This is a genomic window from Alteraquisediminimonas sediminicola, assembly GCF_019740335.1.
Classification (GTDB): Bacteria; Pseudomonadota; Alphaproteobacteria; order Sphingomonadales; family Sphingomonadaceae; genus Alteraquisediminimonas; species Alteraquisediminimonas sediminicola.
Genome location: NZ_JAHXZS010000001.1, coordinates 129,150 through 152,929, shown reverse-complemented (window position 1 = coordinate 152,929; position 23,780 = coordinate 129,150). Strand labels below are relative to the sequence as shown.

Annotated in this window: 24 protein-coding genes and 1 tRNA gene; 10 read left to right on the top strand and 15 right to left on the bottom strand. The window is 59.1% G+C overall.

Annotated elements, in window-relative coordinates; all coding sequences use genetic code 11:
* The first annotated feature begins 6 nt into the window (after positions 1–6).
* Positions 7–648, top strand: coding sequence for an alpha/beta hydrolase (locus K6117_RS00795; protein WP_221791881.1), 642 nt, complete (start codon positions 7–9; stop codon positions 646–648).
* A 23-nt stretch (positions 649–671) separates the two neighbouring features.
* On the opposite strand, the gene ald is transcribed toward K6117_RS00795, so the two are convergent.
* The 10 genes from ald to infC all read right to left on the bottom strand — a co-directional run bounded on the left by ald (position 672) and on the right by infC (position 8,713).
* Positions 672–1,793, bottom strand: a complete 1,122-nt coding sequence (ald, locus tag K6117_RS00790) for an alanine dehydrogenase (protein WP_221791880.1) — start codon at positions 1,791–1,793, stop codon at positions 672–674.
* A gap of 111 nt (positions 1,794–1,904) precedes the next feature.
* Positions 1,905–3,425: a fumarate hydratase gene (locus K6117_RS00785; protein WP_221791879.1), complete on the bottom strand. Its 1,521-nt coding sequence runs from the start codon at positions 3,423–3,425 to the stop codon at positions 1,905–1,907.
* Between the two features lie 49 nt (positions 3,426–3,474).
* The gene (grxD, locus tag K6117_RS00780) at positions 3,475–3,810 is read right to left on the bottom strand and encodes a Grx4 family monothiol glutaredoxin (RefSeq protein WP_221791878.1); all 336 of its coding nucleotides are present in this window, start codon (positions 3,808–3,810) and stop codon (positions 3,475–3,477) included.
* Positions 3,811–3,838: 28 nt separating this feature from the next.
* A complete protein-coding gene (locus K6117_RS00775; RefSeq protein ID WP_221791877.1) occupies positions 3,839–4,072 on the bottom strand; it encodes a BolA family protein in 234 nt (77 codons plus the stop codon).
* 4 nt (positions 4,073–4,076) lie between these two features.
* Positions 4,077–4,400, bottom strand: coding sequence for a DUF1476 domain-containing protein (locus K6117_RS00770; protein ID WP_221791876.1), 324 nt, complete (start codon positions 4,398–4,400; stop codon positions 4,077–4,079).
* A gap of 149 nt (positions 4,401–4,549) precedes the next feature.
* Positions 4,550–5,143, bottom strand: a complete 594-nt coding sequence (gene leuD / locus K6117_RS00765; RefSeq protein WP_221791875.1) for a 3-isopropylmalate dehydratase small subunit — start codon at positions 5,141–5,143, stop codon at positions 4,550–4,552.
* Complete coding sequence (gene leuC / locus K6117_RS00760) at positions 5,140–6,573, bottom strand: 3-isopropylmalate dehydratase large subunit (RefSeq protein WP_221791874.1); 1,434 nt, start codon at positions 6,571–6,573, stop codon at positions 5,140–5,142. The genes leuD and leuC overlap by 4 nt, the downstream gene beginning before the upstream one ends.
* Positions 6,574–6,729: 156 nt before the next feature.
* Complete coding sequence (locus K6117_RS00755) at positions 6,730–7,365, bottom strand: CoA transferase subunit B (RefSeq protein WP_221791873.1); 636 nt, start codon at positions 7,363–7,365, stop codon at positions 6,730–6,732.
* Complete coding sequence (locus K6117_RS00750; protein WP_221791872.1) at positions 7,365–8,087, bottom strand: CoA transferase subunit A; 723 nt, start codon at positions 8,085–8,087, stop codon at positions 7,365–7,367. The genes K6117_RS00755 and K6117_RS00750 overlap by 1 nt, the downstream gene beginning before the upstream one ends.
* Positions 8,088–8,203: 116 nt before the next feature.
* Positions 8,204–8,713, bottom strand: a complete 510-nt coding sequence (infC, locus tag K6117_RS00745) for a translation initiation factor IF-3 (RefSeq protein WP_221792792.1) — start codon at positions 8,711–8,713, stop codon at positions 8,204–8,206.
* Positions 8,714–8,991: 278 nt separating this feature from the next.
* Between infC and K6117_RS00740 the strand changes: the two genes are divergently transcribed.
* Complete coding sequence (locus K6117_RS00740) at positions 8,992–9,714, top strand: sterol desaturase family protein (protein ID WP_246604741.1); 723 nt, start codon at positions 8,992–8,994, stop codon at positions 9,712–9,714.
* A gap of 10 nt (positions 9,715–9,724) precedes the next feature.
* Here K6117_RS00740 and K6117_RS00735 read toward each other — a convergent pair whose 3' ends face one another.
* The 4 genes from K6117_RS00735 to mutL all read right to left on the bottom strand — a co-directional run bounded on the left by K6117_RS00735 (position 9,725) and on the right by mutL (position 15,169).
* On the bottom strand, positions 9,725–11,122 hold the full coding sequence (locus K6117_RS00735) for a sensor histidine kinase (RefSeq protein WP_221791871.1): 1,398 nt from the start codon (positions 11,120–11,122) through the stop codon (positions 9,725–9,727).
* Between the two features lie 152 nt (positions 11,123–11,274).
* The gene (locus tag K6117_RS00730; protein ID WP_221791870.1) at positions 11,275–12,492 is read right to left on the bottom strand and encodes a hypothetical protein; all 1,218 of its coding nucleotides are present in this window, start codon (positions 12,490–12,492) and stop codon (positions 11,275–11,277) included.
* Between the two features lie 99 nt (positions 12,493–12,591).
* Positions 12,592–13,338, bottom strand: a complete 747-nt coding sequence (locus K6117_RS00725; protein ID WP_221791869.1) for a sulfite exporter TauE/SafE family protein — start codon at positions 13,336–13,338, stop codon at positions 12,592–12,594.
* Between the two features lie 31 nt (positions 13,339–13,369).
* On the bottom strand, positions 13,370–15,169 hold the full coding sequence (gene mutL, locus K6117_RS00720) for a DNA mismatch repair endonuclease MutL (protein WP_221791868.1): 1,800 nt from the start codon (positions 15,167–15,169) through the stop codon (positions 13,370–13,372).
* A 151-nt stretch (positions 15,170–15,320) separates the two neighbouring features.
* Between mutL and K6117_RS00715 the strand changes: the two genes are divergently transcribed.
* From K6117_RS00715 to K6117_RS00680, 8 genes are all read left to right on the top strand, one after another.
* Positions 15,321–16,361 (top strand): rod shape-determining protein, encoded by a 1,041-nt coding sequence (locus K6117_RS00715; RefSeq protein ID WP_221791867.1) that lies wholly within the window; start codon positions 15,321–15,323, stop codon positions 16,359–16,361.
* A gap of 17 nt (positions 16,362–16,378) precedes the next feature.
* Positions 16,379–17,293, top strand: coding sequence for a rod shape-determining protein MreC (locus K6117_RS00710; RefSeq protein ID WP_221791866.1), 915 nt, complete (start codon positions 16,379–16,381; stop codon positions 17,291–17,293).
* On the top strand, positions 17,290–17,796 hold the full coding sequence (locus K6117_RS00705) for a rod shape-determining protein MreD (protein ID WP_221791865.1): 507 nt from the start codon (positions 17,290–17,292) through the stop codon (positions 17,794–17,796). The genes K6117_RS00710 and K6117_RS00705 overlap by 4 nt, the downstream gene beginning before the upstream one ends.
* 7 nt (positions 17,797–17,803) lie before the next feature.
* The gene (gene mrdA / locus K6117_RS00700; protein ID WP_221791864.1) at positions 17,804–19,861 is read left to right on the top strand and encodes a penicillin-binding protein 2; all 2,058 of its coding nucleotides are present in this window, start codon (positions 17,804–17,806) and stop codon (positions 19,859–19,861) included.
* Positions 19,858–20,967: a rod shape-determining protein RodA gene (rodA, locus tag K6117_RS00695; RefSeq protein WP_221791863.1), complete on the top strand. Its 1,110-nt coding sequence runs from the start codon at positions 19,858–19,860 to the stop codon at positions 20,965–20,967. The genes mrdA and rodA overlap by 4 nt, the downstream gene beginning before the upstream one ends.
* A gap of 85 nt (positions 20,968–21,052) precedes the next feature.
* Positions 21,053–21,304, top strand: a complete 252-nt coding sequence (locus K6117_RS00690; RefSeq protein ID WP_221791862.1) for an HP1242/YdcH family protein — start codon at positions 21,053–21,055, stop codon at positions 21,302–21,304.
* A gap of 170 nt (positions 21,305–21,474) precedes the next feature.
* Positions 21,475–22,275 carry a tyrosine-protein phosphatase gene (locus K6117_RS00685; protein WP_221791861.1) on the top strand — a complete coding sequence of 267 codons (801 nt, stop codon included), beginning with the start codon at positions 21,475–21,477 and terminating at the stop codon, positions 22,273–22,275.
* 70 nt (positions 22,276–22,345) lie between these two features.
* The gene (locus K6117_RS00680; RefSeq protein WP_221791860.1) at positions 22,346–23,449 is read left to right on the top strand and encodes a Gfo/Idh/MocA family oxidoreductase; all 1,104 of its coding nucleotides are present in this window, start codon (positions 22,346–22,348) and stop codon (positions 23,447–23,449) included.
* Between the two features lie 172 nt (positions 23,450–23,621).
* On the opposite strand, the gene K6117_RS00675 is transcribed toward K6117_RS00680, so the two are convergent.
* A tRNA-Arg gene (locus K6117_RS00675) sits at positions 23,622–23,698 on the bottom strand.
* Positions 23,699–23,780 lie beyond the last annotated feature (82 nt).

Sequence of the window (23,780 nt, the reverse complement as noted above, 5' to 3'; positions counted from 1 at the left end):
GCGCTTATGCCTGAAGTTATTTTCCCCGGCCCCGAAGGGCGTCTCGAAGGCCGCTTCAACCCCGGTTCGCGTCCGCGCGCGCCGCTCGCAATGATCCTCCATCCGCACCCGAATGCGGGCGGCACGATGAACAATCGGATCGTGCAGCAACTGTACCAAACCTTCGCACGTCGCGGTTTTGCGACCTTGCGTTTCAATTTCCGTGGTGTCGGCAAATCGCAAGGCACGTTCGACAATGGCATTGGCGAATTGTCGGATGCGGCCGCTGCGCTCGATTGGGTGCAGAGCATCCACCCGGAAGCACAGCAAACCTGGATCGCCGGCTACAGCTTTGGCGCATGGATCGGCATGCAATTGCTGATGCGCCGTCCGGAGATCAAGGGATTCATCTCGATCGCGCCGCCCGCGAATATGTATGATTTCACCTTCCTCGCCCCTTGCCCTTCATCGGGCATCATCATTCAGGGAACGGCGGATGAGGTGGTCACGCCCACCGCCGTGCAGAAATTGGTCGATAAGCTGCGTACGCAAAAGCACATCACCATCCATCATGATGAAATCAACGGCGCGAACCATTTCTTCGCCGCCGAACAGGTCGAACTGATGGCGTCGGTCGATAAATATCTCGATTATCGGTTGAACCAGTAATCCTTATTGGCGGTCGGGCCTATTCAGCGCCCGACCGCCAATGAAGCCTCATCCCCCGCAAAGGGCAGCGACAGGCTCTCCGCCACGGCGCGGGCGTAGATCTTGCCCTCATAGACATTCAGCCCGTCGCGCAGGCCCGGCACATCACCCAAGGCCGCCAATCCCCGATCCGCGAGCGCCAGCCCATAAGGCAGGGTAGCATGATTGAGCGCATAAGCAGATGTACGCGGCACGGCCCCCGGCATATTTGCCACGCAATAATGCACCACGCCATCGATGATGAACACCGGATCGCTATGCGTCGTGGCATGCGAGGTTTCAAAACAACCGCCCTGATCAATCGCGACATCGACCACCACCGAACCGGGCCGCATCAATGCGATCATCTGCCGCGTCACCAATTTGGGCGCGGAGGCGCCGGGGATCAGCACCGCCCCCACCACGACATCTGCTGAGATCACCGCCTGTTCCAGCGTCTCACCGGTCGAATAGAGCGTGCGCACCCGGCCATCGAACAGTTCTTCCAATTCCCGCAGGCGGCGCAAAGACCGGTCGATGATCGTCACCTCCGCACCAAGGCCAATGGCCATTTTCGCGGCTTCGGTTCCGACAACCCCGCCGCCGATCACAACCACCCGTCCGGGCGCCACCCCCGCGACGCCGCCAAGCAGCAAGCCACTGCCGCCCATCACTTTTTCCAGACAGCGCGCCGCCGCCTGTATCGATAGCCGCCCAGCAACTTCGCTCATCGGGGTCAAAAGCGGCAGGCCGCCACGCGGATCGGTCACGGTTTCATAGGCAATGGCCGTGGCCCCACTCGCCAACAGCCCTTCGGTCTGGGGTCGATCGGACGCGAGATGCAAATAGGTGAACAGGATTTGCGCAGGCCGCAACTGCGCCCATTCCTGCGGCTGCGGCTCCTTGACCTTGACGATCATCTCCGCGCTCGCAAAAATCTCGGCGGCGGTCGCAACAATGGTCGCCCCCGCCTGCCGATAATGCGCGTCCGTTTCGCCTATGCCATTGCCCAGCCCGGTCTCGACCAAGACCTGATGGCCATGCCCGACATATTCCCTCACCGCCGCCGGGGTCAGCCCGACCCGATATTCGTCTTTCTTGATTTCTTTCGGGACGCCGACACGCATGGTCAATCTCCTGAGTCGCAGTGCAACTCAGAGAGTTGGAACCAAAAAGCCCGTCCATGCAATCTGTTATTGCGTGGACGGGCTTTCAATCTTGGCCATCAAGGCGCGAAATTATGCACCTTCGAGCAATTTTTCCTTGCGGATTTTTTCGCGCCAGACGAGCGGCGCAAATTGGTGCACGCTTTCGCCCTTGGCATCGACCGCGACCGTCACCGGCATATCCTGCACGGTGAACTCATAGATCGCTTCCATCCCCAGATCGGCAAAACCGACGACCTTCGATGCCTTGATCGCGCGCGCGACGAGATAGGCCGCGCCACCGACAGCCATCAAATAGGCCGATTGATGCGCCTTGATGCTTTCAATCGCGGTCGGCCCGCGCTCGGCCTTGCCGACCATCGCCAGCAGACCCTGTTCGAGCATCATATCGGTGAACTTATCCATGCGGGTCGCGGTGGTCGGGCCAGCCGGTCCCACCACTTCATCGCCCACCGGATCGACCGGACCGACATAATAAATCACGCGGCCCTTGAATTCGACCGGCAATTCCTCGCCACGAGCCAGCATGTCCTGAATCCGCTTATGCGCCGCATCGCGACCGGTCAGCATCTTGCCGTTCAACAACAGGCGATCGCCCGGCTTCCAGCTCTGCACCACTTCCGGGGTCAGGCTATCGAGATCGACGCGGATCGAATTGCTATCCGGCGCCCAATGCACATCCGGCCATTCGGACAGGTCGGGCTGCTTGAGATAGACCGGGCCGGAACCATCCATCACGAAATGTGCATGGCGGGTCGCCGCGCAATTTGGGATCATCGCAATCGGCTTGGATGCGGCATGGGTCGGATAATCCATGATCTTGACGTCGAGGATCGTGCTCAAGCCACCAAGGCCCTGCGCGCCGATACCAAGCGCATTGACCTTGTCGAAAATCTCGACCCGCAGCTTTTCAATATCGGTCTCAGGCCCACGCGCCTTCAGCGTTGCCATGTCGATATCGCCCATCAGCGATTCCTTGGCCATGATCATCGCCTTTTCGGCGGTGCCGCCAATGCCGATGCCGAGCATCCCCGGCGGGCACCAGCCAGCGCCCATCTTCGGGATCATATCGAGCACCCAATCGACAATGCTGTCCGACGGGTTGAGCATGGCGAACTTGGTCTTGTTTTCCGAACCGCCGCCCTTGGCCGCAACCTGAATGTCGATCTTGTTGCCCGGCACCATTTCGACATGCACGACCGAAGGCGTATTGTCCTTGGTGTTCTTGCGGCCAAAGGCCGGATCGGCGACAATCGACGCACGCAGGCGGTTTTCCGGCAGATTATAGGCGCGACGCACGCCTTCATCGACCACATCCTGCAACGAACTCTCGGAATCCAGCACGCATTGCTGGCCCCATTTGATGATGACGGTGACGATCCCGGTATCCTGACAGATCGGGCGATGGCCCTCGGCGCACATCCGGCTGTTGGTCAGGATTTGTGCAATCGCGTCCTTGGCCGCCGGACCTTGCTCATGCTTATATGCCTCACCCAAGGCTTTGATGTAATCCATCGGGTGATAATAAGAAATATATTGGAGCGCGTCGGCCACGCTCTCGATGAGGTCGGCTTCCTTGATGATCGTCGTCATTTTTGCTTCCCGAGATACTGGCAATATTGCGGATCAGATCCCCAAGAGATCAGGCAACCCCGCGTTCAATGCCCTTTTCGTCGAGCAGGGCATCGAGTTCGCCCGCTTCGAACATTTCCATCATAATGTCTGAACCGCCGACAAATTCACCCTTCACATAAAGCTGGGGGATCGTCGGCCAATCCGAATACTCCTTGATGCCATTGCGGATTTCTGCGTCCTGCAACACATCGACCGTCGCATATTCGACGCCGAGATGATCAAGGATCGAAATCGCGCGGCTGGAAAAGCCGCATTGCGGAAACAAGGGCGTCCCCTTCATGAACAGCAAGACATCCGCAGCCTGTACGGCCTGACCAATCCGGTCAATAATGGAATCGCTCATGGTCAGTTCCTCAATCAGGCCAAAGGCCTCAATCCGGGGTAGAAGTCGTCAATTGCAAGGCATGCAACACGCCGCCCATGCGCCCACCCAAGGCCGCATAGACCGCCTGATGCTGCTTCACCCGGCTCATGCCCGCAAAAGCAGCGGAAACGACGCGGGCAGCATAATGATCGCCATCCCCGGCGAGATCGGTAATCTCGATCTCAGCATCGGGGAAAGCGGCCTTGATCATGGCCTCGATGTCATCGGCGGCCATTGCCATCGGCTTACTTGGCCTCCAGCATCTGGCGACGGGCTTCGATCGCCAGTTCTGCCAGTGCCTGACGCACTTCTGCGTCATTGGTGTCGACGCCAGCGCCGGTCAGGTCACCCAGCACCTTGCGCACCACATCTTCGTCGCCAGCCTCTTCGAAATCAGCCTGCACCACCGACTTATAATAGGAATCGGTTTCCGCCGCCGTCAGCCCCATGCGCTCCGCCGCCCATTGGCCCAACAGCTTGTTACGTCGGGCAGTGATGCGAAACAGCATTTCCTCATCATGTGCAAACTTGGCTTCAAACGCCTTTTCGCGATCGTCAAAGGTTGTCATCGTCACTTCTCACAATAAAGGAGTTATCTTCTCATGGCTGACATAGGGCGCAACGCCGAAAAGGCAACGCTCTAATGATGTCAGAATACCATATTTTCCCTATAATGGCGCGGGAAGTTGCACCGCCCGCGCACATCATCACGTACTGATCAAGCAGCCACAGGCACCAGCCAAGGCTGGGATTGCGCCAATGTCCGCTCATGCGCCGAAATACGGTCGGCATTGGCAAGCGTCAGCCCAATTTCATCCAGCCCGTTCATCAGGCAATTGCGACGAAAATCGTCGATCTCGAACGCAAAACGATCCTGATAAGGTGTGGTCACGACCTTATTTTCCAGATCGATGTGGATCGGATCGGTCTTGGCCACTTCCAACAAACGGTCGACCGCTTCTTGCGGCAAAACAACCGTCACAATGCCGTTCTTGAACGCATTGCCCGAGAAAATATCGGAAAAGCTCGGCGCGATCACGGCTTCGACACCCATGTCATTGAGCGCCCAAGCGGCATGTTCCCGGCTCGATCCGCAACCGAAATTATCGCCCGCGATGATGATCGGCGCGCCCGCATATTCGGGATCGTCGAACACATTGCCCGGTTGCGCCCGAATCGTCTCAAACGCGCCCTTGCCAAGACCAATGCGCGAAATGGTCTTGAGATAATGGGCCGGGATGATGACATCGGTATCGACATTTTTCAGGCCCAAAGGAAACGCCCGGCCATCGACCTTGTTCACTGCCTTCATGCCATCAACTCCCGCACATCCGTCAATCGTCCCGTCACCGCCGCTGCCGCTGCCATCGCAGGCGACACCAAATGCGTGCGCGACCCCGGTCCCTGCCGCCCGACAAAATTACGGTTGGAGGTGGACGCGCAACGCTCGCCCGGCGGCACCTTGTCCGGGTTCATCGCAAGGCACATCGAACAGCCCGGTTCACGCCATTCAAAGCCGGCCTCAATAAAGATCTTGTCCAGACCTTCACTTTCCGCCTGCGCCTTGACGAGGCCAGACCCCGGCACGACCAATGCCTGTTTGATATTGGCCGCGACCTTGCGCCCCTTGGCGACAGCGGCGGCTGCGCGCAAATCCTCGATCCGGCTGTTGGTGCAGCTACCGATGAAAATGTGCTGGACCTCAATGTCCTGCATCCGTTGCCCCGGCACCAAACCCATATAATCGAGCGATTTCTGCGCCGCCGCCTGTTTGGACGGGTCGGCAAAGCTCATCGGGTCCGGCACCACGCCGGTGATCGGCACGACATCTTCAGGGCTGGTGCCCCAGGTGAGGCTCGGCGCGATATCGGCAGCGTCGAGGGTAACGACCTTGTCATAGGTCGCGCCCGGATCAGTCGCCAATGACCGCCAATAGGCAACCGCCTGATCCCATTGCTCGCCCTTGGGCGCCATCGGACGGCCCTTCAAATAGGCGAAGGTCTTGTCGTCCGGCGCGACAAGCCCTGCCCGCGCGCCGCCCTCGATCGACATGTTGGACACGGTCAAGCGACCTTCCACCGACATATCGCGGAACACCGAGCCGGTATATTCGATGACATAGCCGGTGCCGCCCGCAGCGCCGATCTTGCCGATAATCGCTAGGATCACATCCTTCGGGCTAACCCCAAAGCCAAGAGTGCCTTCGACGCGGATTTCCATTGTCTTGGATTGCTTGAGCTGCAACGTCTGGGTCGCCAGCACATGTTCAACCTCGGATGTGCCGATGCCGAATGCCAATGCGCCGATCCCGCCGTGACAGGCCGTATGGCTGTCGCCGCAGACAATCGTCGTGCCGGGGAGCGAGAAGCCCTGTTCCGGGCCGACGACATGGACGATGCCCTGTTCGCGGTCGGTAGCACCAATATATTTGATGCCGAATGACGGGGCGTTGGATTCCAGCGCCGCCAATTGCTGCGCGCTTTCGACATCGGCGATGGGCAGGCGGCTGCCCGCTGCATCGACACGAGCCGTGGTCGGCAGATTATGATCCGGCACCGCAAGCGTGAGGTCCGGACGACGAACCTTGCGGCCCGCGACCCGAAGGCCTTCAAACGCCTGTGGGCTGGTCACTTCATGGACCAGATGGCGATCAATATAGATCAGGCAGGTGCCATCGTCGCGCTGGTCGACAACATGAGCATCCCAGATTTTATCATAAAGTGTGCGAGGTTTTGTAGCCATGCAAGAGCCACTATCAAGCATCGCGCCGAATCGCAAATGCGAGAAGACCGCCCGGAAATGTTGCGACCATGCTGGTCAGATAAATAGCTGAACGGCATAAAAAAAGGGCGCCCCGATTTATCCCGGCGCGCCCTTATTTAATGCAGACCGCTCAGATCAGGCGATATAATGCGCCGTTGTCTTGGCAGCGATCTCTTCCTTGGTCACGCCCGGCGCGGTTTCCACCAGATGGAACGGCAGGTCATGATTGGGCCGTTGAAACACGGCCAGATCCGTCACGATCATATCGACGACATTCTTGCCGGTGAGCGGCAAGGTGCAATCCGGGATGAACTTCGGCGAACCATCCTTGGCGCAATGTTCCATCACCACGATGATCTTTTTCACGCCCGCGACGAGATCCATCGCGCCGCCCATGCCCTTGATCATCTTGCCCGGCACCATCCAATTCGCGATGTCGCCATTTTCGGCGACTTCCATCGCGCCCAGCACGGTCAGATCGATATGACCGCCACGGATCATCGCAAAGCTCTGATCCGACCCGAAATAGGCAGATTGCGGCAATTCGCTGATCGTCTGCTTGCCGGCATTGATCAAATCCGGGTCTTCTTCGCCTTCAAACGGGAACGGCCCGATGCCGAGCATCCCATTTTCCGACTGCAACGTCACATCCATCCCGGCAGGGATATGGTTCGCGACGAGCGTCGGGATACCGATGCCGAGGTTCACATAAAAACCGTCTTGCAGTTCACGCGCCGCACGAGCGGCCATTTCATCACGGGTCCAGGCCATTATGCGGTCTCCCCCTGCTGGGCCGAACGAGGCCGGGTGGTGCGGAATTCGATCTGCTTGTCATAAGGCGCGCCACAGATGATGCGCTGCACATAGACGCCCGGAATATGGATATTGTCCGGATCAAAGCTACCGACGGGGACGATTTCCTCGACCTCGACAATCGTGATCTTACCGCAGGTCGCGGCAGGGGCATTGAAGTTACGCGCAGTCTTGCGGAACATCAGATTGCCGGTGGCATCGGCCTTCCACGCCTTGACGATGGCGAGATCGGCGACGATGCCGCGTTCCAGCACATAATCCTGACCGTCGAAATGCTTGATTTCCTTGCCCTCGGCTACCTGCGTGCCGACGCCCGTCTTGGTGTAGAAGCCGGGAATACCAGCGCCGCCAGCGCGCATGCGTTCGGCCAGCGTACCTTGCGGGCAGAATTCGACCTCAAGTTCGCCCGCCAGATACTGACGCTCGAATTCCTTGTTCTCACCGACATAGGACGAGATCATCTTCTTGACCTGCTTGGTCCGCAACAGCTTGCCGAGACCCACGCCATCAATGCCCGCATTGTTCGAGGCAAAGGTGAGGCCGGTCACGCCCGAATCGACAATCGCGTCGATCAGGCGTTCCGGAATACCGCACAGGCCGAAACCGCCCGAGGCGATCAGCATGTCGTTACGCAACAACCCGTCCAATGCAGACTTGGCGTCCGCAAATATCTTGTTCATCCAAAGCCCCCCACAACACAAAGATCGACAGCAAACCGTGCGCAAGCGATCTATCGAGCCAAGGAGGCGGATGACCGCAACACGGGCGGCCCTATTTCCGGGCCTGATTTTAGGCCTTATTTGGGCGCAAGCACCATCAGCATCTGACGGCCTTCCATACGCGGATGCTGCTCAACCTTCGCAACTTCCACGACATCGGCCTGCACGCGCTGCAACAATTTCATGCCCAATTGACCATGAGCCAATTCACGACCACGAAAACGCAGCGTAATCTTGACCTTGTCACCTTCTTCGATGAACTTGTTCACGGCGCGCATCTTCACATCATAATCATGATCGTCGATGTTCGGACGCATCTTGATCTCTTTGATCTCCTGCGTCTTCTGGTTCTTGCGGGCTGCGTTGGCCTTTTTCTGCGCCTCATATTTATATTTCCCGATGTCGAGAAATTTGCAGACGGGCGGATCGGCGGTCGGTGATACTTCGACCAGGTCAAGGCCAACTTCGGCCGCCTGTTCTATCGCCTCACGTGTGAACATAACCCCCAGATTTTCGCCCTCACCATCGATAACCCGCACCTTGGGCACCGTGATGAATTCATTATATCGGGGGCCGTTGAGCGGCATGGGCGTCGGCGCCATTGGGCGCCGGGAAAGCGGCGGACGTATAACCCAGTCTCCTTGCAATTGATAAATATCTGCCGTTCCCATAATCGCAATCGCAGGGGAAAGGAAGGGCCAAGACAGGCAAATCAACGTGTTTCAGAACGGATTTTTGCGGGCTGTTATATTCCGGCCACAATCCGCGCCAGATGCCGGATGAATGCGCGATAATTCATCACGTTATTATCGGGAGCTTGGCCCGATGGTTGCGCACCAACAGACACCGGCCTAGTGATAGCCCCATGTCTTTCCCGCCTCTTGCCCTCATCGCATCGGCATTGGTGATGTCGATCATCATCTTTGTGCGCTATGTGCTGACAAGTGGCCTGTTCGATTGGCTGACGCGCCGCCAGATGGCCGGATTATATCGCGGCAAATGGCCGCAGATCCGGCGAGAAGGCTTTTGGTCGCTGCTCAATTGCATCATCTATGGCGTGCCTGCCGGAATTGTCGCCTGGGGCTGGCAGGCGCATCATTGGACCCGCATTTACGATGATGCGCACGCCTATCCGCTGTGGTGGCTGCCTTTATCGGTCTTTGCCTATCTGGCATTGCATGATGCGTATTTTTACTGGACCCATCGCTGGATGCATCGTCCACGCGTGTTCGGTATAGCCCATGCAGTCCATCATGAAAGCCGCCCGCCGACCGCATGGGCCGCGATGAGCTTTCACCCTTATGAAGGGCTGACCGGGGCCATCGTCATTCCAGCGCTCGTTTTCTTCATTCCCATTCATGTCGGCGCATTGGCGCTGGTCTTGACGATCATGACGGTAATGGGCGTCACCAACCATATGGGCTGGGAGATGTTTCCCCGCTGGCTGGTCCGATCAAGATTGGGCGCATATCTGATTACCGCCAGCCATCATCAGCGCCACCACGACCAATATCTCTGCAATTTCGGTCTGTATTTCCGCTGGTGGGATCGCTGGTGCGGCACCGACAAAGGGCTGTCGAACTGGTAAGCCCGGCCAGTCAGGAGCGCGGCAATGTCAGCATGAAACGCGCGCCCTGCCCTGCGGCGCTATCGACGCTGATGTCGCCGCCCATCGCCCGCGCCAGACGGCGCGAGATATAGAGGCCAAGGCCCGACCCGCCGCCTTCTGTCGCGTTCAATCGCTCGAACCTTTCAAAAATGCGCTCATGATCCGCCGGATCGATGCCGCGTCCTTGGTCGGCGACGATCACGGTCGCGCTATCGCTTTCGACCTCGGTGCGAATCCATACCATGCTGCCTTCCGGTGAATAGCGAACGGCATTGCCGATCAGATTGACCAATATTTGTAACACGCGCCGATAATCGCCCAGCGCCGCGAGATGTTCATCTTCACCCGGCCGGTCGATACGGATCGATTTTTCCTGCGCCCGGACAGCAACCAAGCCCCCCGCCTTGCGCGCAATATCCGCGAGATCGAGCACCTCGCGTGCAGGTTGAAAATCCGCCGATTCGACCGTTTGCAACTCGACCAGATCCTCGACCAGCCCCAGCATATGCCGGCCCGCATTGGCGATATCGGCGGCATAATGGACATAATCGCGCCGGATCGGCCCATCTTGCTGGGCATTGATACTATCGGCATTGGCGATGATGCGATTAAGCGGGAGGCGCAACACCTGCTCCAGCCGATGGCCGAACAGCGCCTTGGTATCGTCTTCGGTCTGGTCCGATACTGGAACCGCCGCGACAGGCGCATCGGCCACATGATCAAGGATCAGTGACATCGTGCCTTGCAAGGCCGTCACCACCCCGCCGGTATCGACCAAGGCCATGGCGTCGATCATCACCTGCGCATTGTCAAAAGGTCGTAAGCGCCCGACCTGTCCGACAAAGCCACGCGCCTTGGCCAGCCCGGTCAGGATCGGCATGTCGCCATCCTCATCGGTCAACAACTCGACAATCGCTGCGAGCTTGCGCCCGACAAAGGGGGATAGATCAGGCCCGGGCATCGTCGCATCCAGCGCCGCGATCCGGGTGATGCACAGATCCGCATCCAGTTCGAACGACCAATCGGCGGTCGCCCGAATAAAATCATCATTGCGAGAAACGATATGATTTTCGAATGGTGGTCGCGCCGTCACCCGTTCCCAACCCGACAAGGTCATGTCGACTTCACCGGCATGCGGGCGAGCATGCACCCACATTTCAAGGTCATCCGCCCCGTCCGCCACCGTCACCGATCGCGAAATCACGACATTCAGCCGTGCTGCCAATCGCCCGATCGAGGCAAGCGCTGGAATGGCGATAATTTCACCCAGAGCGCCGCCCGCCCGATTCTGGAGATCAAGCAACGCCCGATCCGCCGAATCGAGACGGCCATCATGGCTGATGCGCCCATGGACGATTCCCGGATCTGTTGCGAAAGCGCCGTTCATGCACGGTTTTCCGGCGCGCAAACCATCTTCATGGTCGCACTTTCCCCTTGCGCAACAGGCAAGGCCCCAATGATGGGTGGCCGATAAACGGGACATGTCATGCCCCCAACATAATGCGATATAGTTAACGTTCCGCTAATCAGTGCAGCGCATCAGTGTCTTTGAGCAATACGCCGCATGCGATCGACAAAAACAGCGCTCAGCCAGATCGCCAGCACGCCCAGCACCCATTGCCATAATGCCATGATACCGCACAGCAACAACAACCAGGCCATAACATCGCCACCCGGCTGCCAATATACACGCCAACCGCTTTCCGATGCGGTCCAGCGGGCAAAGTACGTCAGATACAGGCCGTGCTGCACCACCACGAAAGCCAGCGCCAACTGCCCCCAGCCCGCACCCTCGCGATATAATCCCCATGCCAGCGCCAATATAATTGCGATATCCAATATTTGCCGGATCGTCACATGATGCTGATACGCAAAATTGCGTTCACCCCTGATCGTGCCCAGCATCGCACCAAGCGCATAAATCGGCCCTGCCAGCATCAAAGAGATCACGCCTAATGTGCGGCTGCCATCGAAGAACAGACTGATCGACAGGCAATGCAACAGCATCGCCCCCACCGCAAACCATGTGCCCGCAATCCCATAACGCAGCAAGTTCGGACCTAAAAGACGACCAATTGGCGCATAGACTTGGCGCTCAATCCAGTCGCCCTTGCCCGGCACAGCCTGTTGGCGGTTCAACAGCCGTTGATCGATCTCGGCCAACCCGGCCTCGCCTTCCACCTGATACAATACCGCACCGCCCTTGGTGGTAATCAGATCGTCGACCCCCAATTGCGATGTGCCGATTTGGACGGCGCTGCGCAGCAAGGTTGACTGCACGTCCCAATCTTCCGGCATCGACCGGATCGCCGCGACCCGACTGCCATCGACAAGGGCAATTCCGGCCCAACGCGCATTCGCATCGAGCCGTTCAAACCCTGCATGGGCAGGCAAATCGCCGAGGGTGCCGATGACTTCGCCCGGATAATCAACCAGACGGGAAATGATATCGCCACTCACGACCATGCCATCGGCAATCACCAGCAGACGGTCGGTCGGGTGAATATGATCGATCATTTCCATCACGGATTGGGCGAGCTTCACCCGAAATCCGGCCTGTTGCAGCCGCTCTATCGCCTGGCGCAGCTCGGTCGAGACCCGTTCGGCATAGACAACAAAGCCCTCGGCCCCGCCATCCCGCGCCAGATATGCCTGATATTCCAGCAAGCTACGCCCACCAACCGGCATGGAGGCGCACAGACGCGGCACTTCATCATCGGTCTCACGACAAGCAGCAAGCAGCGCAATCAGCCCCAAGTTCGACCCCGTCCTTTTACCTTCAACAACAATAAGTCAGGGCATAGTCCGCCCCGACCGCAAATGCAAAAAAGCGACAACAAAATCTCGGCGGCAATTTTACGTGAGGATCAGCTTACCCCCCGCCACGATCAAAACCAGACCCAACGCGCGCACCAACTGGCGCGGCGGCAGGATGCTGATCCCCATGCGTGTGCCGAACAATGCGCCGGTCATCACCGCCAGCATCAGCCACGGCAGTTGCGGCGGCAAATGCCCGACGCTGGCGAGATTGCCCGCCAGCCCGGCCATCGAATTACACAGGATAAAAACGGCGGCAAGGCCGCTAGCCATGCGCGGCCCCGTCCAGCCGAGAAAGAGCAAAATCGGGCTGAGGAAAATCCCGCCGCCCGTCCCCGTCAGGCCGGACAACCAACCGATCCCCGCGCCCACGCCAACCCCGGCAATTGTCGGTACCGGGCGAAATTCGCTGGGCGGGATCATCGTCATTGGCTTTGGCCATAATAACCGGATCGCGCCGATCAACAACACGGCCCCGACCAACGGGCGATACAATGATGCCGACGGACTAAGGCTACCGCCCAGAAATGCGAGCGGCACCGACCCTAGCAAAAACGGCCATGCCAATCGCCACTGGAACAACCCCGCCCGATAAAAGCGCCAAGATGTCAGGCTCGCAACGAGTATGTTCAGCACCAAAGCCGTTGGTTTCATCACCTCTGGCATCACGCCAAACAGCGCCATGATCGCCAGATAGGCCGAAGCCCCGGCATGGCCGACCGATGTGTACAACGCCGCCGCCAACATCATCAGCGCAGCGATGTAATAGATGCTATCCCCCGTCATGCCGCGACCTTACATGATGATAAGTAAAACTCTACCGTCGCCCGAACAATTTCTCGATGTCATGATGGGCAAGCTTGATCCATGTCGGGCGGCCATGGTTGCACTGGCCGCTATGGGGCGTCGCCTCCATATCGCGTAACAAGGCGTTCATCTCCGCCAGCGACAATTGCCGACCTGCCCTGACCGATCCATGGCAGGCCATGGTGCCGATCACGGCCTCCAGCCGCTCAGTCAATGACAAAGCCTGATCAAAGGCCGCCAACTCATCGCCCAGATCAACCACCAGACCGCGCACATCGCCCTGACCAAGCGGCCCCGGCACGGCGCGCACAAGCATCGCCTTCGGGCCAAAACGCTCCAGTTCCAGACCGAGACGCGCCAGTTCTTCGATCCGCGTTTCCAATCGGTCACACGTCGGTTCGTCCAGCTCGACAACCTCTGGCAACAACAGGCTCTGCGATGCCACACCGCCGCCCTGTCCGGCCATCGCGGCCTTCATCCGCTCCATCACCAAGCGCTCGTGCGCTGCATGCTGATCGACGATGATCAGCCCGTCATCGGCTTCCGACACGATATAAGTATTGGCGACCTGCCCCCGCGCCACGCCGAGCGGATAGCTTGCGCCACCGGCAAAGGAAGCGGGGGGCGGCGCATGATTGGGTCGCCCCATCGGCAGCGCGATAAAGCCGGGCATATGATCCTGCACCCGAAGATCGTCCGTTGTCGGTCGCGGCGACATAGCGGGCCAGCTTCCACCACCGCCCATAGGCGACAGCCCCGGCAATGCGCCCTCACCCTCGCGCTGCCATGCGCCCAAGGCCGCGACCGAGGGCCGCTGCGCGCTGCGATGCCCGGCCTCGTCCAATGCGCGGCGAAGCCCGCCGACAATCATCCCGCGCACGCCCGCCGCATCGCGGAACCGCACTTCGGTCTTGGCCGGATGGACGTTGACATCAACATCCTCACGCGGGACCTCAACAAACAGCGCCACCACCGGATGACGATCCCGCGCCAGCAAATCCTGATAGGCCGCGCGAACAGCGCCGGTCACCAGCCGATCCCTTACCGGACGGCCATTGACGAACAGAAATTGATGATCAGCCACGCCACGCGAAAAGGTCGGCAGGCCCGCGACCCCGGTTAACCGCGCGCCTTCTCGTCCATAATCGAGCAAAATATGATTATCGGCCAGCGCCCGGTCGGTCAGCGCCGCCACCCGCGCCAAGGCCGCCTCGCCCGATTGCACCGACAGCGACAGCCGCCCATTATGATGGAGCGCAAAGCCCACATCCGGACGCGCCATCGCGAGGCGTTTGACGACATCCAGACAGGCCGCATATTCCGAACGTTCGGACCGCAAAAACTTACGCCGTGCCGGCACGCGCGCGAACAGGCCCGTCACCATGATCCTTGTCCCGGGCGGCAACGCAGCGGGCGCTGAATCGATCAACTGCCCATTATCGACCACCACGCGCCAACCATCCGCGCCCCGAACCCGGCTTTCAATTGCGATTTCGGCCACGCTCGCGATGCTGGGTAAAGCCTCGCCACGAAAGCCCATGGTGCTGACGAGTTCAATCGCATCATCCGGTAATTTGGAGGTCGCATGGCGTTCTAGCGCGAGCAGCATTTCATCGGGCGACATGCCGCAGCCATTGTCGACGACCTCGATCCGGTCCAGCCCGCCATTATCGAGCCTGACGACGATCTGGGTCGCACCGGCATCCAGCGCGTTTTCGACCAATTCCTTGAGCGCGCTCGCAGGCCGTTCGACGACCTCGCCCGCAGCGATTCGGTTGATGAGATGATCGGGCAAGCGACGAATTTTCATGGTCAGGCTTCTATCGCTGCGAATCTTCATTCTGGCAAAGATTTTCCGTGCAACTGTCTATGCGTAAGTTTAAGGACAACGCCCGTAGAGGTGGAATCGGCCCTGCCCCCGGCCCTCCGCCAAGTGACCCAGTACCCGGAACGGAACAAAGATGATCTTCTCCCGCTTTTTCAAGTTCATGTCCCATGATATGGCGATCGATCTCGGTACCGCCAACACGCTCGTCTATTTGCGCGGTCGCGGCATTGTATTGAACGAGCCATCGGTGGTGGCCATCGAAACCATTAATGGTATCCGCCGGGTCAAGGCCGTGGGCGATGATGCCAAGTTGATGATGGGCAAGACTCCCGGCTCGATCGAGGCCATTCGCCCGTTGCGCGATGGCGTGATCGCCGACATCGATGTCGCGGAACAGATGATCAAGCATTTCATCCAGAAGGTGCATGGCCAACGTCGTTTCCCGCGCTGGCCGGAAATCGTGATCTGCGTGCCGTCGGGCTCCACCTCGGTCGAACGCCGCGCGATCCGCGATGCGGCGTCGAACGCCGGTGCAAGCCAGGTCTGGCTGATCGAAGAACCGATGGCCGCCGCCATTGGTGCCGATATGCCGGTGACGGAACCGATCGGTTCGATGGTCGTCGACATCGGCGGCGGCACGACCGAAGTCGCGGTTTTATCCCTGCGCGGCCTTGCCTACACCAATTCGGTGCGCGTCGGCGGCGATAAGATGGACGAAGCCATCGCCTCTTATGTCCGCCGCAATCACAATCTGCTGATCGGCGAAGCGACGGCTGAACGGATCAAGCAGGAAGTCGGCGTTGCCTTGATGCCGACCGATGGCAAGGGCAAGACGATCCACATCAAGGGGCGCGACCTCGTCAATGGCGTGCCGAAAGAAATCACGATCAATCAGGGCCAGATCGCCGAAGCATTGGCGGAAACCGTAGGTTCAATCGTCGAAGGCGTCCGCATTGCGCTTGAGAATACCGCGCCGGAACTGGCCGCAGACATTGTCGATCAGGGCATTGTCCTGACCGGCGGCGGTGCGTTGCTGGAAGGCATTGATGAAGTGCTGCGCCGCGAAACCGGCCTGCCCGTCACCATCGCCGATGATCCGCTGACCTGCGTGGCCATGGGTACCGGGCGCGCGTTGGAAGATCCGATCTTCCGCGGTGTGTTGCAGACGGCCTGATACGGGGTAGCTGAGCCATGGCGCCGCCAAACCATCGGCGCCCCGGATTCTCCCGCCGCGCGCAATATGCCCTGTTTTCAGGCTATGTCGTCGCTGTAGTTGGCGTCATCGCGGCGTTGCTATTAATTATTGCCGCGCATTTCGATCCGCGTGGCTTTCGGGCAGTCCAGGGTGTTGCAAGCGATGCAGGTTCGCCGTTCATGTCGGTGGGCCGTTCGATTGCGCGTTTGTTCGGGGCGACGGACGACGTCATCGCTTATTATCTCACCGCCGTCAGCACCAATGACGAACTAAAGGCCGAACTGGCACGTGCGCGGACCCGATTGGTGCAGGCGCGGGTGATTGAGGCGCAGAATCGCGAATTGCGTTCACTCCTGAAATTGCAGGACCAGCGCACCGATGTCGTTGCCAATAGCCGCCTGATCGGATCAACCTTGGCCGATGCGCGCCGGATCGCCGTGATTGCCGCCGGGACAAATGCCGGGGTGCGCAGTGGATTTCCTGTCCGTGCCGCCAATGGCCTGATTGGTCGCGTGCTCAACACCGGGGCATTTTCCGCCCGGGTGCTGCTTCTCACCGATGCGAGCAGCGTCGTGCCGATCCGCATCTTGCGCGATGGCAGCCCCGGCTTCGTTACCGGCAATGGCGATGGAACGCTCGAAGTCCGTGGTCTGAGCGCGGGCGCACGCACATTCCGCCGCGGCGACATATTGGTGACATCCGGCGCGGGTGGGCTTTATCCACCTCACATTCCGGTGGCATTAGTCATCAGTTCGCGTGGAGACGAAGGAACGGCGGTGCCCATCGCCGATCCCGCCGCCGTCGATTATGTGACGGTACTTGGCCTGTATCGCCCGGAAAAGCCTGCGGATGAAGTGCCCACAGCCCCGGCACAAAAGGTCGCGGCACAAAAAGCCACCACAACGCCATGAGCCGCGGCATCTATTCAGACAATGAACGCGTTGCGCTCCTCTGGGGCGCGCGAATTACCCCGGCACTCTCTACCATGTTCGGGTCGATGCTGGCATGGGCGCCGTTCATCTCGGCCATGCCCGTCATGCCGCCTTTCGGCCTGATGGTGTTTTTGTGCTGGCGATTTCTCCATCCCATGATGTGGCCGATCTGGGCGGGGCTGCCCTTGGGACTGATGGACGATCTGATCAGCGGCCATGTGATCGGCTCCGGCATGTTGAGCTGGACTTTGATGCTGATGCTGTTCGACTGGCTCGAAGGCCGGATCGTCTGGCGCGACTGGCTGTTTGGCCTGACCATGGGGACGTTGACGGTCACCGTCTATTTGGTCGGGTCGTGGATGCTGACCGAACAGCACGCCTATTTCCTCGCCGGTATGCCCCAGCTCCTGTTTGCGATATTATTATATCCGCTGGTGATGCAGATGTGCGCAGGTCTTGATAACATGCGTTTCCGACTCTGAGACGGCGATGAGGTTCAGGCAGTCTAATCTTACCGAAGCAGGCCAGCGCTTCAGCTTCACGCGGCGCAGCCTGTTGGTAAGCGCGGCGCAATTAGGGCTAGGCGGCGTATTGATCGCACGGGCGGCTTGGCTCGCGATTGCCCAGAACGACAAATATACATTGCTGTCGGAAAGCAACCGGGTGCAGTTGACGTTGATCCCGCCCCGTCGCGGCTGGATTGTCGACAGACATGGACAGCCGCTTGCCAAGAACCGCTCCGATTTTCGCGTCGATCTGATCCCCGACCGGGTGCCGTCACTTGATGCCGTGCTGCCGCCCTTGATCGAAACGCTTGGCCTGACCACTGAAGATGTCCAGCGCATCCGTACCGACTTTGAAAAGGCCGCAGGCTTTCAGCCGGTACAGGTCGCGGAAAAGCTGGAATGGGAACAATTCGCCGCGATCAACCTGCGCCTGCCGGAATTGCCGGGGGTGGTCCCGGCGCGCGGCCTGTCGCGCGATTATCCCGAAGGGGCGGCAGTTGCCCATCTCGTCGGCTATGTCGGCTCGGCATCGGCGGATCAATATAAGGAATCGCACGATCCATTGTTGATTACGCCCGGTTTTAAGGTCGGCAAGGATGGGCTGGAAAAAACGATGGACCTGCACATGCGCGGCAAGGCCGGGGCGCAGCGCAGCGAAGTCACCGCGCGGGGCAAGCTTGTCCGCGAACTCGTCAAGCGCCCCGATATCAGCGGCAGCACCCTGAAACTGACTGTCGAGGGTGGGCTACAGGCCTATGCCTCGCGCCGTCTGGGGATGGAGAGCGGATCGGTCGTGGTGTTTGATTGCCAGAATGGCGACATTCTCACCATGGCGTCGATGCCCGCTTATGATCCGAACAGCTTCTCCGATGGCATCAGCCATGACGAATGGGACATGCTGTCGAAAAATGACCATTTGCCGTTGATGAACAAGAGCCTGCAGGCGCTTTACCCCCCCGGCTCGACGGTGAAGCCGCTCGCCGCCCTCGCGCTGCAACGCCATGGCATCGACCCGCACGAAACCATTTATTGCAATGGCGGCTATCGTCTCGGCAACCGCTTCTTCCGCTGCCTCGGACGCCATGGGTCGGTCGATATGCCGACGGCCTTGATGAAGAGCTGCAACACCTATTTTTATGCGATGGGTCATCGCATCGGCTATGACAAAATTGCGGTGGTGGCCCGTGAATTTGGCCTTGGGCAGGAATTCACCCTTCCCTTCCCGTCCCAGCGGTACGGCACCGTGCCGGACAGCGCGTGGAAGATGCGGAAATACAAACAGGCATGGTCGCAATCCGACACGTTGAATGCGACGATCGGACAGGGATATTTGCTGGCCAGCCCATTTCAATTGGCGATGATGGCGGCGCGGATCGCATCGGGCAAGGCGATCGTCCCGCGCGTCATCAACGGGCCGCTGGTCACCCCGCCTCCGCTCAATATCCCGCCTGAACATCTGGCGGTGGTGCATGATGGCATGAACCGGGTCGTCAACATGGGCGGGACCGCCGCGCGCAGCCGCTTGCCGCTCGACAATGTTACGATGGCGGGAAAGACCGGCACCGCGCAGGTACGCCGGATCGCAGGCAGCCAGCGCGGCGGCGATGCCATGCCGTGGAAATATCGTGATCACGGCCTGTTCGTCTGTTTCGCGCCGGTCGACAACCCGCGCTTTGCGGCGGCAGTGGTGATCGATCATGGCATGGGCGGCTCGCGCGCGGCGGCCCCGGTCGCCAAGGATGTGCTGACCTATTTATATGATCCGGCCAAGGCGATGGACAGCTTGCTGGCATTGGAAAAAAATTGGGGCGGGACGATCAAGGAACGCATGGAACGCGAAGCCGCGCTCTATCGTGCCAACAAGGCATTTGAACGTGGCGAAGTGCCACTACCCGTGACCGTACCTGTACCCGCTTCGGGGAGCAGCGCGGATGGCAACAGTGCTACATCCGCCGCGCCTGCAGCACCGGCCAGCCCAACAGCCAGCTCAACGCCGCCCGCCAATGCGCCAAGCGCCTCCACAGAAGCGGTGCAACCATGAGGCCGGGCATCATCCCTGCACCGATCATGAACCTGCCTTGGCGGTTATTGTTGCCGGTGATGTTCATCGCGGGCTTTGGCTGTGTGGTTTTGTATTCGGCGGCGGGCGGCCATGTGCAGCCCTGGGCCTTTTCGCAGGGCTTGCGCTTTTTCGTATTTCTCGGCCTCGCGATCTTCCTTGGCCGGATCAAACAGAATAGTTGGAAAGCGGTCGCCTTCCCGGCCTATATCATTATCTGCGTCCTGCTGTTTATCGTCGAATTGTTCGGGGCGGTAAAGGGAGGGAGCCAGCGCTGGATCGACCTTGGTTTTATCCGCCTGCAACCATCGGAATTGATGAAAATCGCTATCGTCCTCGCGATTGCGCGTTTTTACGACATCATGCCTGCGGGCGAAATCCGACGCTGGAACGCCATATGGATTCCGCTGGTGATGATCGGGCTGCCTGCTGGGCTAGTCCTGTTGCAACCCGATCTCGGCACAGCGACGATGGTGATCGCGGGCGGCATTACTGTCATGTTTCTCGCGGGCCTGCCATTGCGCCTGTTCATCGGCGGCGGTCTGGCGGCGCTTGCGGCCCTGCCGATATTGTGGTTCTCGATGCATGATTATCAACGCAACCGCGTGTTGATCTTCCTCGATCCGGAAAGTGATCCGCTCGGCACCGGCTATCACATCAGCCAATCTAAAATCGCCATCGGGTCCGGTGGTATTTTCGGCAAGGGCTTTTTGAACGGTTCGCAAAGCCATCTCGATTATCTGCCGGAAGGCCATACCGACTTCGTCTTTGCGACCATGTTCGAAGAATGGGGCCTTGTCGGCGCGACATTGTTGATTGCCGCCTATTTCATGATCGTGCGCTATGCGATGCAGGTCGCCAACCGGTCGCAGGACAAGTTCGGCAGGCTGTTGGCCTCGGGCCTTGGTTGCACAATCTTTTATTACTTCTCGGTCAACATCATGATGGTGATGGGACTGGCTCCGGTAGTCGGAATCCCGTTGCCGATGTTCTCCTTCGGCGGATCGGCATTAATGACCTTGATGATCTGTTTCGGCATGTTGATGTCGATCGATCGCGCCAACCGCCGTTCAGGGCAATTTATCTGAAATTTCCAGTTTTGATCCAGCGCAAGGATTAGGCGCATCCCCTCGCCTAGCTTGCAGGTGTGAGTTGAAAATCAGAGGAGATTTCATGAGCCATACCCCGCACGATCTGCACGCCGAATTTCCCGCCGATGCTGAAATTCTCCATCGGTTGAAGCTGGAAGATCGCCATTTTCAGACCATCGCCGACCGTTATCATGAATTGAACCGGGACATTCACCGGGCGGAAAGCGATATCGAACCGACATCCGATGATCGTCTCGAAGAGCTCAAGAAACAGCGCCTCGCATTGCTTGATGAAGTGGCCGACATCATCAGCAAGACCAAGGCTGACGCCTAAGTCCTACGCACGTCATTTCTGACCTGAATCCGGCCCGTCCCGAACTCTTCGGGCGGGCCGGAGATGTTCCGGCTCCCCTCTCCCGCGCGTGCCATTGGGCATAGTCATTGGGCACAGCCTATGGCATTGCTGTCCTGCGACCCCAATCGCGGCAACAGGAGTGTGAAATAGTGACGACCCGCTGGGAATTTAACGAGGACGAAATCAGCCGCATCCTGCCGCTGGATGGAGCCTATAATTTCCGCGATGTGCGGGACTATCCGACCCGCGATAGCCGCAAGATCGGTGCGCATCGCTTGTATCGCTCGGCAGGATTGCACAAGCTAACCGATGCGGATCATGACTATCTGAAATCGCTGAACATCCGTCACATTGTCGATTTGCGTTCGACTTCCGAACGTGAAAAATGGCCCAGCCGCTGGATTCCCGGCAGCGAAGCGATCTTCTGGTCCCGCAGTGACAATCAAGCCGAGGGTGATCTGACACGATTATTGGCGACCGGCGAATCCAACCCTGAAGCCTATCGCCAGGCGATGTTCACCGTCTACCGCCGCCTGCCGGTCGAAATGGCCAATGCCTTTTCCTATATGTTGCGCCAATTGGCAGAGGGCGGCCTGCCGATCCTGATCCACTGCGCAGTAGGCAAGGATCGCACCGGGGTCGCACTTGCGCTGGTGCTGCTCTTGCTGGGCGTCGATGAAAAGACGGTGATGGACGATTATCTGCTGACCAATGCAAGCTATGATCGCGCGATGGTCCGTTTTAGCAAAAATTACTCGGCCATGGATCTGAACGAGCGCGCACCGGGGGTGATGCCTGCGTTGATGGGTGCACATCCCGAATATCTCCGCGCCGCTCTTGCACAGATGATTGAGGACCATGGCAGTATTGAAAATTACGCCATCGAACGGCTGGGTATGACGCCGGAAGAACTGAATGCCATGCGCGACAATCTGCTGGAACCTGCCTGAAGCCTGATATCGACAGCCTAGCTGGCAATGCATTACGCTGGCGGCGCACAAAACAAAGAAAGGCGTGAGGATGCACAAGAAAATAGGGGTCGGGATCATTGGCGTCACGCCCGGTCGCAGTTGGGCCGCCAATGCCCATATCCCGGCGCTTCGGTCCCTTGACGATGATTTCGACATTGTCGCGCTCAGTAACACGCGACAGGACAGCGCAGTCGCCGCAGCGCAATTTTACGGCGTGCCGGATGCCTTTTCATCCGTAGAGGCACTGGTCGCCTGCCCCGGCGTCGATCTGGTCGCGGTGACGGTCAAGGTGCCGCATCACCTCGCGCTCGTCCGCACGGCGCTTGCGGCCGGCAAGCATGTCTATTGCGAATGGCCGCTGGGTAACGGTCTGGCGGAAGCCCGCGAGATGGCCGCGCTGGCCGATGCTGCCGGCACGGTTGCCGTATGCGGCATGCAGGCGCGTTTCAGCCCCGCCTTGATCCATGTCGGCAACCTCATCCGGCAGGGCTATGTCGGCGATATATTGTCGGTCAGCGTAATCGGCTCCGGCATGGTATGGGGTCCGGTGATGGACACCCCCAATGCCTATTGCTGCGACATCAATAATGGCGCGACCATGTTATCGATCCCGCTTGGGCACACGATGGATGGTCTGGCCCATATATTGGGCGAAATCACCGATATTGGCGCGCAATTGAGCCGCCGTCGTTCGGTGTCGATCAATAACCAGACGGGCGAACCCATCCCGATGACGGCGCATGATCAGGTGCTGTTCCATGCCCGGATCGGCGGGGCGCCCTTATCTGTCCATTATCGTGGCGGCATGCCGCGCGGGACGGGCCTGCTGATCGAGATTAACGGTACCAAGGGGGATCTCCAGATCATCGGTTCCAATGGCCATGCCCAATTGGCCGACCTCGACATCCGGGGCGCCACCGGCGAAGGCACTGACATGGCGCCGATTGTGGTCCCGGCGGATTGTTCGGCTGGTCTGTCACCCTCCGGCACGCCCGGCAATATCGCCCGATTCTATCAGCACATCGCCCGGCAGATCCGCACCGGTACTTCCGATTGCCCGGACTTCAAAGCGGCGGTGAAGCGTCATCAAATGCTGGCTGCGATTGAACAATCAGCCCGCACCCGTAAGGTCGTTCAGCCGATCGATTGCTGATACATAGAAAAAGGCCGGGCGATTATCCGGCCTTTTTTACAATGTAGGCGATACAGACAGCATAGCCAGCAATTGCGGCAGTAATGTTCAAGCAAATGAAAACTATTCACCGCGCAAAACAACCGAACATGCTGGCCGAAGCCAGTCTTATTCACAGATTGTTTTTGGAAATTGGTGCGCCCGGAACGATTCGAACGTCCGACCCTCAGATTCGTAGTCTGATGCTCTATCCAGCTGAGCTACGGGCGCACTCGCGGTGTGACGTCCCTTTAGCGGACTAGACGGGAGACGCAAGTGATTCTGTGCACTTTTCTTACGAAACTGTCATGCT

Coding starts and splice junctions, on each gene's coding strand:
- infC (WP_221792792.1), bottom strand. CDS start 8,713: ATGCCGCTCAACGGCCCCCGATATAATGAATTCATCACGGTGCCCAAG.
- ald (WP_221791880.1), bottom strand. CDS start 1,793: ATGCGTGTCGGCGTCCCGAAAGAAATCAAGAAAGACGAATATCGGGTC.
- rodA (WP_221791863.1), top strand. CDS start 19,858: ATGAGGCCGGGCATCATCCCTGCACCGATCATGAACCTGCCTTGGCGG.
- K6117_RS00690 (WP_221791862.1), top strand. CDS start 21,053: ATGAGCCATACCCCGCACGATCTGCACGCCGAATTTCCCGCCGATGCT.
- K6117_RS00715 (WP_221791867.1), top strand. CDS start 15,321: ATGATCTTCTCCCGCTTTTTCAAGTTCATGTCCCATGATATGGCGATC.
- K6117_RS00795 (WP_221791881.1), top strand. CDS start 7: ATGCCTGAAGTTATTTTCCCCGGCCCCGAAGGGCGTCTCGAAGGCCGC.
- K6117_RS00740 (WP_246604741.1), top strand. CDS start 8,992: ATGTCTTTCCCGCCTCTTGCCCTCATCGCATCGGCATTGGTGATGTCG.
- K6117_RS00735 (WP_221791871.1), bottom strand. CDS start 11,122: ATGAACGGCGCTTTCGCAACAGATCCGGGAATCGTCCATGGGCGCATC.
- mutL (WP_221791868.1), bottom strand. CDS start 15,169: ATGAAAATTCGTCGCTTGCCCGATCATCTCATCAACCGAATCGCTGCG.
- K6117_RS00785 (WP_221791879.1), bottom strand. CDS start 3,425: ATGACGACGATCATCAAGGAAGCCGACCTCATCGAGAGCGTGGCCGAC.
- leuD (WP_221791875.1), bottom strand. CDS start 5,143: ATGAAGGCAGTGAACAAGGTCGATGGCCGGGCGTTTCCTTTGGGCCTG.
- K6117_RS00775 (WP_221791877.1), bottom strand. CDS start 4,072: ATGGCAATGGCCGCCGATGACATCGAGGCCATGATCAAGGCCGCTTTC.
- grxD (WP_221791878.1), bottom strand. CDS start 3,810: ATGAGCGATTCCATTATTGACCGGATTGGTCAGGCCGTACAGGCTGCG.
- K6117_RS00680 (WP_221791860.1), top strand. CDS start 22,346: ATGCACAAGAAAATAGGGGTCGGGATCATTGGCGTCACGCCCGGTCGC.
- K6117_RS00770 (WP_221791876.1), bottom strand. CDS start 4,400: ATGACAACCTTTGACGATCGCGAAAAGGCGTTTGAAGCCAAGTTTGCA.
- leuC (WP_221791874.1), bottom strand. CDS start 6,573: ATGGCTACAAAACCTCGCACACTTTATGATAAAATCTGGGATGCTCAT.
- K6117_RS00710 (WP_221791866.1), top strand. CDS start 16,379: ATGGCGCCGCCAAACCATCGGCGCCCCGGATTCTCCCGCCGCGCGCAA.
- K6117_RS00725 (WP_221791869.1), bottom strand. CDS start 13,338: ATGACGGGGGATAGCATCTATTACATCGCTGCGCTGATGATGTTGGCG.
- K6117_RS00705 (WP_221791865.1), top strand. CDS start 17,290: ATGAGCCGCGGCATCTATTCAGACAATGAACGCGTTGCGCTCCTCTGG.
- K6117_RS00755 (WP_221791873.1), bottom strand. CDS start 7,365: ATGGCCTGGACCCGTGATGAAATGGCCGCTCGTGCGGCGCGTGAACTG.
- K6117_RS00750 (WP_221791872.1), bottom strand. CDS start 8,087: ATGAACAAGATATTTGCGGACGCCAAGTCTGCATTGGACGGGTTGTTG.
- mrdA (WP_221791864.1), top strand. CDS start 17,804: ATGAGGTTCAGGCAGTCTAATCTTACCGAAGCAGGCCAGCGCTTCAGC.